Source organism: Brevibacterium pigmentatum (genome assembly GCF_011617465.1).
Taxonomy (GTDB): domain Bacteria; phylum Actinomycetota; class Actinomycetes; order Actinomycetales; family Brevibacteriaceae; genus Brevibacterium; species Brevibacterium pigmentatum.
Genome location: NZ_CP050153.1, coordinates 1151318 through 1166981 on the forward strand (window position 1 = coordinate 1151318; position 15664 = coordinate 1166981).

General features: G+C 65.9%; 11 protein-coding genes. 7 read left to right on the forward strand and 4 right to left on the reverse strand.

Features of this window, described 5'->3' with window-relative positions; translation table 11 throughout:
• Window positions 1-2: 2 nt before the first annotated feature.
• Window positions 3-3875, forward strand: coding sequence for a DNA-directed RNA polymerase subunit beta' (locus GUY30_RS05110; protein WP_167194642.1), 3873 nt, complete (start codon window positions 3-5; stop codon window positions 3873-3875).
• Window positions 3876-4091: 216 nt separating this feature from the next.
• Here GUY30_RS05110 and GUY30_RS05115 read toward each other — a convergent pair whose 3' ends face one another.
• On the reverse strand, window positions 4092-5117 hold the full coding sequence (locus GUY30_RS05115) for an ATP-dependent 6-phosphofructokinase (protein ID WP_167194645.1): 1026 nt from the start codon (window positions 5115-5117) through the stop codon (window positions 4092-4094).
• Window positions 5114-5800 carry a DUF1707 SHOCT-like domain-containing protein gene (locus tag GUY30_RS05120; RefSeq protein ID WP_167194648.1) on the reverse strand — a complete coding sequence of 229 codons (687 nt, stop codon included), beginning with the start codon at window positions 5798-5800 and terminating at the stop codon, window positions 5114-5116. Before GUY30_RS05120 ends, GUY30_RS05115 begins: the two co-directional genes overlap by 4 nt.
• A 144-nt stretch (window positions 5801-5944) precedes the next feature.
• Here GUY30_RS05120 and GUY30_RS17750 point away from each other — a divergent pair, with 144 nt between their 5' ends.
• The 6 genes from GUY30_RS17750 to GUY30_RS05145 all read left to right on the forward strand — a co-directional run bounded on the left by GUY30_RS17750 (window position 5945) and on the right by GUY30_RS05145 (window position 12483).
• Window positions 5945-6622, forward strand: a complete 678-nt coding sequence (locus GUY30_RS17750; RefSeq protein ID WP_208091486.1) for a glycosyltransferase — start codon at window positions 5945-5947, stop codon at window positions 6620-6622.
• Window positions 6623-6649: 27 nt separating this feature from the next.
• Window positions 6650-7150, forward strand: a complete 501-nt coding sequence (locus tag GUY30_RS17755) for a GtrA family protein (RefSeq protein WP_208091487.1) — start codon at window positions 6650-6652, stop codon at window positions 7148-7150.
• Window positions 7147-9303 (forward strand): ArnT family glycosyltransferase, encoded by a 2157-nt coding sequence (locus GUY30_RS17760; RefSeq protein WP_228281702.1) that lies wholly within the window; start codon window positions 7147-7149, stop codon window positions 9301-9303. Before GUY30_RS17755 ends, GUY30_RS17760 begins: the two co-directional genes overlap by 4 nt.
• Window positions 9304-9318: 15 nt before the next feature.
• The gene (locus GUY30_RS05135) at window positions 9319-10035 is read left to right on the forward strand and encodes a response regulator transcription factor (RefSeq protein WP_167194650.1); all 717 of its coding nucleotides are present in this window, start codon (window positions 9319-9321) and stop codon (window positions 10033-10035) included.
• Complete coding sequence (locus GUY30_RS05140; protein ID WP_167194653.1) at window positions 10032-11543, forward strand: sensor histidine kinase; 1512 nt, start codon at window positions 10032-10034, stop codon at window positions 11541-11543. Before GUY30_RS05135 ends, GUY30_RS05140 begins: the two co-directional genes overlap by 4 nt.
• A 415-nt stretch (window positions 11544-11958) precedes the next feature.
• Complete coding sequence (locus GUY30_RS05145; RefSeq protein WP_167194656.1) at window positions 11959-12483, forward strand: hypothetical protein; 525 nt, start codon at window positions 11959-11961, stop codon at window positions 12481-12483.
• A 97-nt stretch (window positions 12484-12580) separates the two neighbouring features.
• Here GUY30_RS05145 and katG read toward each other — a convergent pair whose 3' ends face one another.
• Window positions 12581-14788 carry a catalase/peroxidase HPI gene (gene katG / locus GUY30_RS05150; protein ID WP_167194659.1) on the reverse strand — a complete coding sequence of 736 codons (2208 nt, stop codon included), beginning with the start codon at window positions 14786-14788 and terminating at the stop codon, window positions 12581-12583.
• Window positions 14789-14909: 121 nt separating this feature from the next.
• Window positions 14910-15386 carry a Fur family transcriptional regulator gene (locus GUY30_RS05155; RefSeq protein WP_167194662.1) on the reverse strand — a complete coding sequence of 159 codons (477 nt, stop codon included), beginning with the start codon at window positions 15384-15386 and terminating at the stop codon, window positions 14910-14912.
• Between the last annotated feature and the right edge of the window lie 278 nt (window positions 15387-15664).

Genomic DNA, 15664 nt, shown 5'->3' on the forward strand with positions numbered 1-15664 from the left:
ACGTGCCTGACGTCAATTTCTTTGATGAACTGCGCATCGGTCTTGCCACCACGGAGAACATCCGCGGCTGGTCACACGGTGAGGTGAAAAAGCCTGAGACCATCAACTACCGCACCCTGAAGCCGGAGAAGGACGGACTCTTCTGCGAGAAGATCTTCGGCCCCACCCGCGACTGGGAGTGCGCCTGCGGAAAGTACAAGCGAGTCCGGTTCAAGGGCATCATCTGCGAACGCTGCGGCGTCGAGGTGACCCGTGCCAAGGTGCGTCGTGAGCGCATGGGCCACCTCGAGCTCGCCGCTCCTGTGACCCACATCTGGTACTTCAAGGGTGTGCCCTCACGTTTGGGCTACCTGCTGGATCTGGCTCCGAAGGACCTCGAGAAGGTCATCTACTTCGCGGCCTACATGATCACCTCGGTCGACGAGGATTCCCGTCACCGTGATCTGCCCAGCCTGCAGAACAAGATCGACGTCGAGAAGCAGCAGATCGGCACCCGCCGTGACGCCGACATCGACCGTCGTGCCAAGAAGCTCGAAGAGGATCTCGCCGCGCTCGAGGCCGAAGGCGGAACCGCCCAGGCCAAGAAGAAGCTGCGCGACACCGCCGAGAAGGAAATGGACAAGCTGCGCAAGAACGCCGACCGCGAGGTCGACCGTATCGAGCAGGTGTGGGACCGGTTCAAGAACCTCAAGGTCAACGACCTCGAAGGTGACGAGAGCCTGTACCGCGAGATGTTCCACCGCTTCGGCCTGTACTTCACCGGTGCTATGGGGGCCGAGGCCATCCAGAAGCGCCTTATCGACTTCGACCTCGAAGGCGAAGCCGAGAAGCTGCGTGAGCTCATCGCCACCGGCAAGGGACAGCGCAAGACCCGTGCGCTCAAGCGCCTCAAGGTCGTCAACGCGTTCCTGACCACCGACAACAACCCCGAGGGCATGGTCCTCGACGTTGTGCCGGTGATCCCGCCGGAGCTGCGCCCGATGGTGCAGCTCGATGGTGGACGCTTCGCGACCTCGGACCTCAACGACCTCTACCGTCGCGTCATCAACCGCAACAACCGCCTCAAGCGTCTGCTCGACCTCGGTGCTCCCGAGATCATCGTCAACAACGAGAAGCGGATGCTGCAGGAGGCTGTGGACTCGCTGTTCGACAACGGACGTCGCGGACGTCCGGTGACCGGACCGGGCAACCGCCCGCTGAAGTCGCTGTCGGACATGCTCAAGGGCAAGCAGGGACGTTTCCGTCAGAACCTGCTCGGTAAGCGTGTGGACTACTCGGGCCGTTCGGTCATCGTTGTCGGTCCGCAGCTGCACCTGCACCAGTGCGGTCTGCCCAAGACCATGGCCCTGGAGCTGTTCAAGCCCTTCGTGATGAAGCGCCTGGTCGATCTCAACCACGCTCAGAACATCAAGTCGGCCAAGCGCATGGTCGAGCGTCAGCACCCGCAGGTGTGGGATGTCCTCGAAGAGGTCATCACCGAACACCCCGTGCTGCTCAACCGCGCACCGACCCTGCACCGTCTGGGCATCCAGGCGTTCGAGCCGCAGCTCATCGAGGGTAAGGCCATCCAGCTGCACCCCCTCGTCTGCTCGGCGTTCAACGCTGACTTCGACGGTGACCAGATGGCCGTGCACCTGCCGCTGAGCCCCGAGGCGCAGGCCGAGGCCCGCATCCTCATGCTCTCGGCCAACAACATCCTCAAGCCCTCGGACGGCAAGCCCGTGACCATGCCTTCGCAGGATATGATCATCGGTCTGTTCCACCTCACCTCCGAGCGCAAGGGACTGCCCGGCGAGGGACGCGCATTCTCCGGAATGGGCGAAGCCATCATGGCCTTCGACCGCGGAGAGCTCGACCTCGGTTCGCCGATCACCATCCGCCTCGATGACGTCGTTCCCAACGGCGACATGGAGCTTCCCGAAGGCTGGGAGGCCGGCGACCCGCTCGACGTGCAGACCACTCTGGGTCGCGCGACGTTCAACGAGTACCTGCCTGCCGACTATGCGTTCGTGAACTCGACGATCGACAAGAAGGCACTGAGCCGGATCGTCAACCACCTCGCCGAGGAGTACCCGAAGGTCGAGGTCGCACAGACGCTGGACAACTTCAAGGCCGGCGGCTTCTACTGGGCCACCCGCTCGGGCATCACCATTGCGATGTCGGACGTCGTCTCACCCGAGGCGAAGACCGAGATCATCGACAACGCCGAAGTCATCGACACGAAGGTTCAGCAGCAGTACGAACTCGGTGCCCTGACCGATGACGAGCGCCGCAACGAGCTCGTCAAGCTGTGGACCGAGACGACCGAGAAGGTCGACCAGATCATGCGCACGAACTTCCCCGAGGAGAACTCGGTGCTGCGTCTGGTGGAGTCCGGTGCATCCGGTAACTGGATGCAGGTGCGTCAGCTGGCCGGTATGCGTGGTCTGGTGACGAACCCGCAGGGTGAGATCATTCCGCGTCCGATCGTGTCGAACTACCGTGAGGGACTCGCAGTGCTCGAGTACTTCATCGCCTCGCACGGTGCACGTAAGGGCCTGGCCGATACCGCTCTGCGTACCGCTGACTCCGGTTACCTGACCCGTCGTCTCGTCGACGTCTCGCAGGATGTCATCATCCGCGCGGCAGAGGCCGAGTCGAACAAGGGCATCACCCTGCCGATCGCCGAACGCGATCACGAGGGCAACCTGGTTCCGCACGAGTACGCCGAGACCACCGTCTACGGTCGTCTCACCGTATCCGACGTCACCGACGCCGAGGGCAATGTGCTCCTGCCGGCGAAGTCCGATGTCACCGGCGCCGTGGTGGACATGCTTGTGGCCAACGGCATCGAAGAGCTCAAGGTCCACTCCGTGCTGACTGCCGATTCCGATGCGCAGATCTCCGCCGAGCACTACGGTCGCTCGATGGCGACCGGTCAGCTCGTCGACATCGGCGAGGCCATCGGCACCGTCGCTGCCCAGTCGATCGGTGAGCCCGGTACCCAGCTGACGATGCGTACGTTCCACACCGGTGGTGCCGCCGCATCGACCGGCGATATCACGCAGGGTCTGCCGCGTGTGACCGAGCTCTTCGAAGCTCGCACGCCGAAGGGCTTCGCCCCCATCGCCGAGGCGACCGGACGGGCCAAGATCGACGACAGCCGCAAGACCCGCTTCGTCATCATCACCCCCGATGACGGCAGCGATGAGATCGAGCACGCAGTCTCCAAGCGCGCCCGTCTCATGGTCGAAGACGGCCAGCACGTCAAGGCCGGCGAGCAGCTCATCGTCGGTGCCGTCGATCCGAAGCAGGTGCTGCGCATCCGCGGTCGCCGTGAGGCCGAGCGCTTCCTCGTCGAGGAAGTCCAGAAGGTCTACCGGTCGCAGGGTGTGGGCATCCACGACAAGCACATCGAGGTCATCGTGCGGCAGATGCTGCGTCGCGTGACCGTGATCGAATCGGGCGACACGAACCTGCTGCCCGGTGAGCTCGTCGACCGCGGCCGCTACCAGGCGGAGAACCGTCGTGTGGTCGCCGAAGGCGGCCAGCCGGCATCGGCTCGTGACGAGCTGATGGGCATCACGAAGGCTTCGCTGGCCACCGAGTCGTGGCTGTCGGCCGCATCCTTCCAGGAGACCACCCGCGTCCTTACCGAGGCGGCCATGGAAGGCAAGTCCGATACGCTCATGGGCCTGAAGGAGAACGTCATCCTCGGTAAACTCATCCCTGCCGGCACCGGCCTGCAGACCCACCGCAACCTCGTGGTGGAGCCGACCGAAGAGGCCAAGGCCGAGATGTTCACGAACAGCTACGGCGACTTCTACGCGGGCATCGGAGCCGATTCCGGTTCCGCCATCCCGCTGGAGGACTACGACTACGGAGCGTTCAGCTGATCCGCTGATCCGTCAGCCGTAAGGCAGACAGGAGGGGCACCCACCATTTGGTGGGTGCCCCTCCTGTCATTCACTCAGACATCGAGAAACGGGTGGACTGTCGAAACACGGGCGCACGGAGCCTCCCTTCGCCGAGAAACGGGTGGAGTGTCGAGACACGTGCGTGCACCCACGTGTCTCGACACTCCACCCGTTTCTCGGCGAAGGTGCGTTCCCTCAGCCGAAGAGCACCTGCGCCTCTTCCCAGCGATGAAGCGGCACCGACTTGAGACTGTGCACGGCCGAGGACATCTCCACGGAGACGATGTCCGTGCCCTTGAGGCTGGCCATCTCCCCCCAATGCCCGTGCTGGGCGAGGTCGACTGCCGCCATTCCCAAGCGGGTGGACAGCACACGGTCGTACGCGGTGGGGGAGCCGCCTCGCTGCAGGTGCCCGAGGATCGTGGCGCGGGATTCGATTCCGGTGATCTCTTCGATCTTCGGGGCCAGGTAGTTCGCGATTCCGCCGAGGCGGACTCGGCCGTGGTTGTCCACGCCGTGGTCGGCGACCTGAGAGTCGAAGCCCTCGGGAACGAAGCCCTCGGCGACGACGACGATGGGGGCACGCCCGCGATCCTTCGCCGAGGTCACCCATTCGGCGATCTGGTCGAATGAGACAGGGAACTCGGGCATGAGGATCGCATGGGCGCCGGCCGCCATTCCTGCGTGGAGGGCGATCCAGCCGACGTTGCGTCCCATGACCTCGATGACCATGCAGCGGTGATGGGATTCGGCTGTGGTGCGCAGGCGGTCGATCGCTTCCGTGGCGATGGACTGGGCGGTGTCGAAGCCGAAGGTGTAGTCGGTGTTGCCGAGGTCGTTGTCGATGGTCTTCGGCACGCCCACGATGTGCAGACCCTCCTCGTTGACCAGACGCGACGCCCCCGCGAGGGTGCCTTCGCCGCCGATGGCGATGAGCGAATCGATTCCGTGGGAGGCCATGACTTCGCGCATGCGCTCGGGACCGCCGTCCTCATAGGGGTGAGTGCGGGAGGTGCCGAGGATGGTGCCGCCACGGCCGGAGAGGCCGCGCACATCGAGCATCGTCATATCGAACATGTCGTCGTCGAGCAGACCTCGCCAGCCGTCGCGGATGCCGATGAACGAGGCGTTGTGCGTGCGGATTCCCTTGCGGACGATGCCACGGATGACAGCATTGAGTCCCGGGCAGTCTCCGCCCGAAGTCAGTACACCGATCTTCATTCCAGTTGACCCTGATCCTTTGCTCGGTAGCCTTTTGCCAGATGGACATCGTGTCCGGCCATGAGTGAGAAGCCCTTGAGGACGACGGTGCCGTTCGATCCGTCTCCACGCGCAGACTGACGGACCTCATTGCCCGCCATGATGTTGATCGTCTCGTCACGGACGCGGACGCCCGGCGGGACGTAGATGTCGTTGCCGCCCCACATCGAGTAGGAGGTCAATTCGACCGTCACTCCGGGGCCCATGACCGCGCAGAGGTCGATATTGTCTCCGCCCATGAGCGCATAGGTGGTGACCTGCGCGGTGCCGGGAGCCACGTCGAGCTCACGACCGGACAAGATGGCCACTGAGTTCGCGGGAGGGGCGGACCCCGGGTCGGCGGCCGGGCTGAGCTCGGTCGAACCTTGTCGCTGCAGGGCCGATCCCGGACCGGCGTCCTGCCCGTGTCCGGTCTGCCGGGCGAGCCTCTGGTGGAGTCGGTGGCCTTCCGGCAGATCGTCGATGAGCGGCATGAGGTCGTCGAGGAACTTCGCGGAGATGGCGTCGTCCTGACGCTGCGCGGTCTCCTCGGGGTCGAGACGTCCGTTCGTCACCGCCTCCGTGATCACGGAGAGGACCTCGTCACGGTCCTTGTCGGAGGCACGGATCCTGCGCTTCGGGGGAGAGGAGTCATCATCGGCCATGGCCCCCAGTGTAGCGGGAGTCACCCGCACGGACTCGGCCTTTCGCCAAGGCGGCCGGACAGGGCGGTCTGTCACGTCATGTCCACAGCCGGGCCACAGCTGCGACCGATGCTGGCCCTAGGCGGGGACGCGAACGTGGTCCCCATGAAATACGAGAGCAGCGCCGGGAGCCAGCCCGCAGCGCACCCAGGGTCCCCGTCCCTCCGATCCACGACGACCGTCGACCTCGTCGTCCCGGTCTATGACGAGGAGGCGACCCTGACCTCCTCGGTCGAGACGCTCCTCGCCGCCGGCACCGGACCCGGGATCGACGTCACGATCATCATCGCCGACAATGCGAGCACCGATAAGACTCCCATCATCGCCGCGACCCTGGCGGCCGAACACCCGAACGTCGAATACGTGCGGCTCGAGCAGAAAGGACGCGGGCGCGCACTGTCCCGGGTGTGGCAGGCGTCGACAGCGGATATCGTCGCTTATACGGACGTCGATCTCGCCACCGACATCCGAGTCCTCGAACCGATGGTCGAGGTGATCCGTTCGGGACTGGCTGATGTCGCCATCGCGTCGCGGCTGCATCCGGGTCTCGAGATCGAACGCGGCATCAGACGCGAGATCATCTCCCGCTGCTACAACCGACTGCTCAAGCTCAGCCTCGGAGTCGGGTTCAGTGACGCCCAATGCGGCTTCAAAGCGATGTCGAACCGTGCGGCACAGGAGTTGCTTCCGCAGGTAAAGGACAACGAGTGGTTCTTCGACACGGAGCTGCTCGCTCGCGCCGAGTGGGCGGGGTACCGCATCCACGAGTTCGACACCGACTAATTCGACGACCCGGATTCCTCAGTCGATGTGGTCAGCACGGCGTGGAAGGACATCAAGGGCATCGTGCGTCTGCGCCGTGGCGGCCGGGTCCCGGCTTCGACCGAGCCGCCGGCACCGAACACCGGAGCCCAGATCCTCCACTTCATCGACGTCGGACTCATCAGCACCGTCCTCTACGCGACGATCTTCCTCTTCAGCTCGCAGGTCGCCTCCGCCGCCGCGGCGAACGTCATCGCCCTGCTCTTGTCGACGGTGGCCAATACGGCGCTCAACCGCAGTCACACCTTCGGAGTCCGGTCCCCGCACCGACGCCTGACCTCCCAGCTCAAGGGACTGGCGGCCTTCGGCTTGTGCCTGGCTTTCACCTCGGCAGGGCTGGCTGTGGCCGAGAGCTTCACCGGCGCGTGGGCGAGTCTCGGGACACTCGCCGTGCTCACGGTGGCCAACCTCGCCGCGACTGTGGTCCGTTTCGCACTCATGCGCACATGGGTGTTCGCACGCCGAACCCGTCAGGAGGTCTCGGCATGAGGCGATACTGGTATCCGATCACACTCACCGTCCTCACTCTCGGCACGATCGCCGCCTACCTCGTCAACCTCAGCGCCAACGGGTGGGCGAACTTCTTCTACGCGGCGGCTGTCCAAGCCGGTTCGGAGAATTGGGAAGCCTTCCTCTTCGGCTCGCTCGACTCGGCGAACGCGATCACCGTCGACAAACCCCCGGCCGCTCTGTGGCTCATGGCGCTGAGCGCTCGCGTCTTCGGCTTCTCCTCGCTCTCGATGCTCCTGCCGCAGGTGCTCCTGGCTGGGGTGAGCGTACTCCTCATCGTCCATTCGGTGCGACTGAGCCTGAGATCCCACGTCGGATCGCGCCTCGAGAAGGCTGCCGCGCTGGTGGCCGGCGTGATCTTCGCGGTCTCCCCGGTAGCGGCGCTGATGTTCCGGTTCAACAATCCGGACGCGCTGCTCGTGACCCTGATGATCAGCGCGGTCGTGGCGACCCAGCATGCCCTGCGGGCGGTGCACGGGCGCCGCGGCGTTAATTCGGCCGAGACCGGTGCCCGCGGATCCGCACGCACGGTGGCACTTTGGCTCGTCCTCGCCGGGGTCTGCCTCGGCTTGGGGTTCCTGACCAAACAGTTCCAGGTCCTCCTCATCGTCCCCGGTCTCGCTGTGGCATGGGTGCTCTTCGCGCGCACCTCCTGGCCACGCCGCCTGCTGTGGCTGCTCGTTCCGATCGCCTCGATGGTGCTCAGCGCGGGATGGTGGATCGCCCTCGTCGAGCTCACTCCCGCGGGCTCCCGCCCTTATGTCGGAGGTTCGCAGTCGAATTCGTTCCTCGAACTCACCTTCGGCTACAACGGGTTCGGGCGGCTGACCGGCAATGAGACCGGGTCGGTCGGCGGCGGAGGCGGCGGTCAGGGCAGCGGATGGGGCGAAACAGGCATCACCCGGCTGTTCACCGGCAGCTTCGGCCAGCAGGTCTCGTGGTTCCTGCCCACCGCCCTGTTCCTGCTGGCCGTCACGATCGTTCTCCTCATCCTCGCCGAGGCGGCCCGTCGTCGCCGTGTCCCTACAGACACGGACCGGTCCGTCACGGTCGGGAGCGCTCCGAGCCGGACACGGAAGCCGAATGCCGTCGCCGACGACGACCGGGCGGTCCGCGCGTCCGGCGCAAACGGCACCGGCAGCCTCGGTGCGGGACTGCTCATGTGGGGTGCGTGGCTGATCGTCACGTGGCTCGTGCTGTCGAATATGAACGGGATCGTCCACGAGTACTACACGGTCGCGCTCATTCCCGCGATCGCCGCCGTCATCGGCCTCGCCGTCGCCGTGCTGCTCGCTCGTGACGGATTCCTCCCGCGTTTGCTGCTGGCAGTGGCTTGGGCGCTTACCGGGGCGTGGCAGTTCACCATCAGCTCGGAGATGACCGGGATTCCGGGCATCCTGCGCTGGTGCGTGCTCATCGTCTCGATCCTCGGCGCTCTGGTTCTCATCGTCACCGCGCACCGGCAAATCGGCACGGCGCTCGCCTCGTTGCTCGTCGCGCTGGCCGTTCTCGGCAGCGCCGCGATTCCGGCTCAGCTGGCCGTGCGCACGATCGCCGGGACGACGCAGGGATCGATCGTCACGATCGCCGGCACGAGCTCGGGCATGGGCGGCGGACCCGGCGGTGGCGGAATGCCCGGCGGAGGAGCCGGGCCGGGCGGCGGCACGGATGGCACGCCCGGCGGGGCAGGCAATTCCGAAGCCGGCAGGGGCGGCACCGGTGGGATGCCCGGCGGCGCCGGCGGCGGAGGCGGAATGGGCGGTCTGCTGGGCGCCTCCGACCCCTCGGACGAACTCACACAGCTGCTCGAGCAGGATGCTTCGGACTATACCTGGGTGGCTGCGACGACGGGAGCGAACCAGGCAGCGGGATACCAGCTCTCGCTCGAAGAACCCGTGATGGCGATCGGCGGCTTCAACGGCACCGATCCTTCGCCGACCCTCGCCGAGTTCAAGCAGCTCGTGTCCGAAGGCAAGATCCACTACTACATCGGATCGGGTTCCGGCGGTGGTCAGGGCCCCGGCGGAGGGGACTCGGACTCCGCCTCGTCTCAGATCGCGAGCTGGGTCGAGTCGAACTATGAGGCGACGACCGTCGACTCCGTTTCGCTCTACGATCTCAGCGCAGGTTGAGGGGATAATCGATCTATGACTCCGCCAGAGAACCCGCCGGCACGAATCCTCATCGTCGACGACGAAGCGAACCTCGCCGAGCTCCTCGTCATGGCCTGCAGGGTTCGCGGGTGGGAGGCCGAGGGGGTCGGTACGGGACGTGAGGCAGTGGCGCTGGCCCGCAGCGAGCACTTCGACGCGATCGTCCTCGACGTGATGCTGCCCGACCTCGACGGTTTCGCCGTCATCGAGAAGGTCAGGGGAGAGGGCATCGACACCCCGGTGGTCTTCCTCTCCGCAAGGGATGAGGTCGATGACCGCCTCACCGGCCTCCGCCTCGGCGGGGACGACTATGTGACGAAGCCGTTCAACCTCGACGAGGTCATCGCACGGATCGAAGCTCGGCTGCGGCGCAGCGTCCCGGCGGGACCGGCTGACGACGAGGATGTGCTGCGCGTCGGCGACCTCGAACTCGACGAGCGTTCGCATGAAGTCACCCGTGCCGGCCAGCCGATCGAACTCACCGCCCGTGAATTCGAGGTGCTGCTTCTGTTCATGCGCAATCCTCGGGCGGTCCTGTCGAAGGCGCAGGTCCTCGACCGAGTCTGGGACTACGACTTCGGCGGCAACGGAAACATCGTCGAACTCTACGTGTCCTACCTGCGGAAGAAGATCGACGCGCCGTTCCCGCACCTGCCGAACCTCTTCCACACGAAGCGCGGGGCGGGCTACATCCTGCGGGCGGAACAGTGAGACTGCGGCGGTGGCGGCTGCAGACGAGGCTCATCGTCCTCGCCGGCCTCGTGCTTCTGCTCGTCGGTGCCGGAATCGGCGCAGCCTCGTGGGTGAGTGTGCGCACCTCTCTGATGTCCGACCTCGACGAGCAGCTGACGTCGATGGCCTCGCATGCGCGCAGCGGTGGACCTGGTTCGGGTCCGGGCGCGGGCCCTGGCACCGAATCGACGTCGGCGGTCGACTCGGCTCTGCGTTTCCTCTTCCAGCCGGGAGTCGGTGACGGCGCGCTCGCCGTCGTCGACTCCGGCGGCGGGGGAGAGGGGCTCATCGCCGAGGCCGGGCTGAACCGTCCCCGGTCTCTGTCGTCGGATGCGATCGAGGCTCTGCTGTCGGTCGAGCCCGGGACCAGCGAGGCCAGCCACGAATCCGTGCGTGTGCCCGGCTTCGGCGTCTATCGAGTCGTGTCCTTCGAAGAAAACGGAACGAGGACCGTCTACGGGGTTCCACAGGGCAGCGTCGATGCCGCGTTGGATCGTACCGCATGGACGACCTCGGTCGTCGTTCTCATCGGCGTCCTCATCACCGCCGGTCTCATGGCCGTGATCATCCACCGCCAGCTGCGTGATCTCAGGGACGTCGCCCGCACCGCGCGTGAGGTCACGGACCTCGAGCTCAGTGCCGGAAAGCCCGAGCTCGCGCTGCGCGTACCGCCGGAACTCGCGATTCCCGGCACCGAGGTCGGCGATGTCGGGGCCGCGGTCAATCGGATGCTCGACCATGTCGGGACCGCCCTCGACGAGCGCTACCGGGGCACGGAGCAGATGCGCCGCTTCGTCGCCGATGCCTCCCACGAGCTGCGCACGCCGATCGCGACGATCCGCGGCTGGGCCGACCTCACCCGTCCGTACCGTGATGATCTGCCCGACGAGGTGACCACCTCCTTGGGCAAGATCGATTCCGGAGCGATGCGGATGTCCTCCCTCGTCGATGATCTCCTTCTCCTCGCCCGACTCGAGGCCGGTCGTCAGCCGACGAGGGAGGACACCGTCGACGTCTCTTCCCTGCTCGTCGAACTCGTCGAGGATGCCCATGTGGTCAATCCCGACCACAGGATCTCCCTCGACGTGCCACCGGAGGCCCTCGAGGTGCGCGGAGCGGCTGACCAGGTCCGTCGGGTCGTGTCGATCGTGCTCACGAACGCCTGCGTGCATACGCCCCCGGGCACCACCGTGCACGTCGAGGCGCAGGCGATGCGTAAACCGGTGTCGGGGCAGCTGCCGAGCGACGTCGTGTCGATCCGCATCAGTGACGACGGTCAGGGCATTCCGCCAGAGATTCGAGACCGAGTCTTCGACCGCTTCGTGCGTGGGGATCCCTCGCGGGCACGGCAGGACGGAGCCAAGGGAGGTTCCTCCGGGCTGGGGCTGGCGATCGCCTCGGGTCTCGTCGATCTCATGCACGGCAGCATTTCGATGTCGAGCACGGAGGCAGGGACGACCTTCGAACTGCGCCTGCCCGTTGCCTGAGCCGAATCGCACAGGCTGGTCACAGGCACGACTGGGAAGGGCTACAGCGCAGGGACCGAAAGTGGAATCACTGACAACCAGAGGAGATTCCATGACCGAGAACCACAACCCCGACCGCGACGCCACCCGGGACCACGACAGCGCGGGGAGTACGACGCCATCCCCGGACCCCACAACGGCTGCGGACCCCGCGGCCAGCACCGCCGCGCAGAGGGACATGCGAGGCGATGCACCGCACGGAAAGCCATGCGAGTCCCAGGGGAATGTCCAGGGCGCGACAGACCCCCACGCCGGCCCCAGCTGGGTAATGCAATCGGATCCGACCGTCCAGGGCAGTGCGAACGGATGGTCCGACCGAACCAATCGCTCGGCAGCCGTTCCACAGCCGGAGAGTTCGGCCGGACCGCGGCCGTGGGTGAACCCCTACGAACAGTCTGCGCAGAGTACACCGTTCGGCAGCACCGCAGGACCGCGGAAGCAGAAGCGGAGAGTCCCGCTCGTCCCGGCGGTGCTCGCCGGTTCGGCCCTGTTCGTCGTCGGCGGTCTCGCCGGGGGAGCGATCGGGGTATCGGCGGCAACAGCGTCGAATGATTCGGGAACGAGCCAGGGCCCGGGAGGCCAGAACGGACCCGGCGGAATGGGCGGCCAACAGGGCGGTGCTCAGGACGGCGGCGGACAGTCCGACGGCGGAGGCATGCCCGGCGGACAGTCCAACGGAATGCCGGGAAACCAGAACGGCAGCACCGACTCCGGGGACTCCTCCGACGGGTCCAGCTCCGATGGATCCAGCTCGGACGGCAGCGCCTCCGACTCCGACGGATCGGACGCGAGCGCTGACACCACCTCCGCACGCACCGACGAGACGACGATCGAGAACGCAGCCGTCACGCACTTCGACCAGATCTTCACCGGATTCGCCGTGCTCAACCGGGACGAGTGAACGCTGCTGATATCAGCGCAGCAATGACGATGCCCCCACCGATCGGTGGGGGCATCGTCATCCTGACGCGTCGGTCACCTCGGCGACCGTCGCTGGATCAGCGCTTGAGGTCGAAGCGGTCGGCTTCGACGAGCTTCGTCCAGGCCTTGACGAAGTCGGCGACGAACTTTCCGTTCGCGTCGTCGGAGCCGTAGACTTCGGCGATCGCGCGTAGCTCGGAGTTCGCGCCGAACAGCAGGTCGATTCGGCTGCCGGTCCACAGCTTCTCGCCCTCGGGGGAGTAGCACTCGTAGACGTTGGCGGTCTCGGACGGCCCGACGGGCTTCCAGACGTTGCCGAGCTCGAGCAGATTGACGAAGAAGTCGTTCGTCAGCTCTCCGGGCCGGTCGGTGAAGACACCGAGCTCGGAGTCCTCGTAGTTCACGCCGAGGACGCGGAGTCCGCCGATGAGGACCGTGAGCTCGGGCGGGGTCAGACCCAGCAGGCTGGCCTTGTCGAGCAGGAGGTACTCGGCCTTGAGCGGAAGGCCCTCGGTGAGGTAGTTCCGGAAGCCGTCGTGGGTCGGCTCGAGGTAGCTGAACGAGTCGACATCGGTCTGCTCCTGGGTGGCGTCGCCGCGACCCGTGGAGACCGGAACCGTAACCGGGTGACCGGCCGCAGCGGCAGCGGACTCAATGCCGACGGCACCGGCGATCGCCAGCACATCGGCAAACGATGCTCCGGTGGACTCGGCGATGCCCTCGAGTACCGGGAGCACCTCGGCGAGCTTGGCAGGCTCGTTGGCCTCCCAGCTGCGCTGCGGTTCGAGGCGCAGACGACCGCCGTTCACTCCGCCGCGCATATCCGAGACGCGGTGGGACGACGCGGCGGCCCAGGTCGTCGATACGAGCTGCGAGACGGTCAGACCGGACTCACGGACAGCGGCCTTGACGGCTTCGAGGCCGGCGTCATCGAGCGGGGTGCCGGCCGGGACCGGGTCCTGCCAGATGAGCTCCTCGGTCGGAGCCTCGGGGCCGAGGTAACGGGTCGCCGGGCCCATATCGCGGTGGGTGAGTTTGAACCAGGCGCGGGCGAAGGCGTCCTCGAATGCCTTCTGGTCGTCCTTGAAGCGGCGGGAGATCTTCTCGTAGATGGGATCGAAGCGCAGCGACAGGTCGGTGGTGAGCATGCGGGGCTCGCGGCGTCCGTCGCCCTGGGCCATCGGGACCATGTCGTCCCCGCCGCCGTCCTTGGGACGCCACTGCAGGTGACCGCCCTCGTTCTCGAAGACCTCCCACTCGTAGGCGAAGAGGATGTGGAAGAACTCGTTGTCCCACCGGGTCGGGTGGTAGGTCCAGGTGACCTCGATGCCCGAGCCGATCGAGTCGTTGCCCTGTCCCGTGCCGAAGTCGGACTTCCAGCCCAGGCCCTGCTCTTCGAGCGGGGCGGCCTCCGGATCGGCGCCCTTGTGCGATTCGGGGCCGGCACCGTGCGTCTTGCCGAAGGTGTGTCCACCGGCGATGAGAGCGACGGTCTCCTCGTCGTTCATGGCCATCCGTCCGAAGGTCTCGCGGATGTCGATCGCGGCCTTGAGCGGATCGGGCTCGCCTTCGGGGCCTTCGGGGTTGACGTAGATGAGTCCCATGGTGGTCGCAGCCAGGGGCTTCTGCAGCTCGCGGTTGCCCACGTAGCGCTTGTCGGTGCCCAGCCACTCGCTCTCGGAGCCCCAGTACACGTCGTTGTCGGGTTCCCAGACGTCCTTGCGACCGCCGGCGAAGCCGAAGGTCTTGAAGCCCATCGACTCGAGTGCGACGTTTCCGGCGAGGATGAAGAGGTCTGCCCAGGAGATCTTCTTGCCGTACTTCTTCTTCACCGGCCACAGCAGGCGGCGGGCCTTGTCGAGCGAGACGTTGTCGGGCCAGGAGTTCAGCGGAGCGAAGCGCTGCTGACCTTCGCCGCCGCCTCCGCGGCCGTCCTGCACACGGTAGGTGCCGGCCGAGTGCCAGGCCATGCGGATCATGAACGGACCATAGTGTCCGAAGTCAGCGGACCACCAGCCCTGGTTGTCCTTCTGCAGGGCTTCGATGTCGGCCTTGAGCTGATAGTAGTCGAGGCTGTTGAACTCCGCGTCGTAGTCGAAGTCGGGATCCATGGGGTCACGTGCCGGCTGACCCTTGGCAAGGATCTTGAGGTTGAGGCGGTTGGGCCACCACTGAGCGTTGGCATCACCCTGGACGGGGTTGACCAGCTGGTCGGAATCCGGCGCCGTCGACGGCTCCGTGGAAGTGTGGGCGACCGGGCAGCCGCCGGTGGTCGTCTGGGTCATCGTGGTCCTTTCACAGTCGAGTCGCATTCGACGACTCGGATGACGGGATGGGCAACCCTCGCAGAAAGGGCATAGTCGTGTCCTCGGGAGAAGACGGGTGGTGGTGAACGGAAGCCGGGAATCACACGGCCGAGAACTGATCGCCGCCGGTCGGCTGAGCACCGGCGGCCGCGCAGTCGGGGCACAGGCCCCAGAACGTCACTTCGGCATGTTCGATGATGAAGCCGGCATCGTAAGACGGAGTCAGGCACGGCGCCTGTCCGACAGTGCAGTCGACATCGACGATGAGACTGCACGATCGGCACACCATATGGTGATGGTTGTCCCCGATGCGACGCTCGTACCGAGCCACAGAGCCCGAAGGCTGGATGCAGCGGACGAGCCCCACCTCGGTGAGAGTGTGGAGCGAATCGTAGACGGCCTGGTGTGAGACCGTCGGCAGCGATTCGCGGACGGAACGGATCACGGTGTCGGTGTCGGCATGCGGATGGTCCCGCACGGCATCGAGCACTGCGACCCGCTGTTTCGTCACACGCAGCGACGTCTGCCGCAGAGCAGCGGCAGCGTCTTCGTCGTGTTCATGCTTCGTCCCGTTCACAGCACCAGAATGCCTGCTTCTTTTGAATGAGTCAAGGAAAGATTCGGTGAACCCTCGCCGAGGCGGCCGACCCGAGCCGCCGGAACTGCGATTGCGTGGCCGCTGCGATCCGACGGCGGTTGCGGGGCCCGCCTCGGGTGCGCGTCGCCCGAGGTGAGACGGGTGGTTCCTCGGGCATGGGCGGTGCCGCGTGATTTCCGCGGCGGGGCGCGGTACGATGGATGATCGCCATTTTGACCAGACGTGCTCGAGAGAGATATTCTGGTAGGCGACTGATT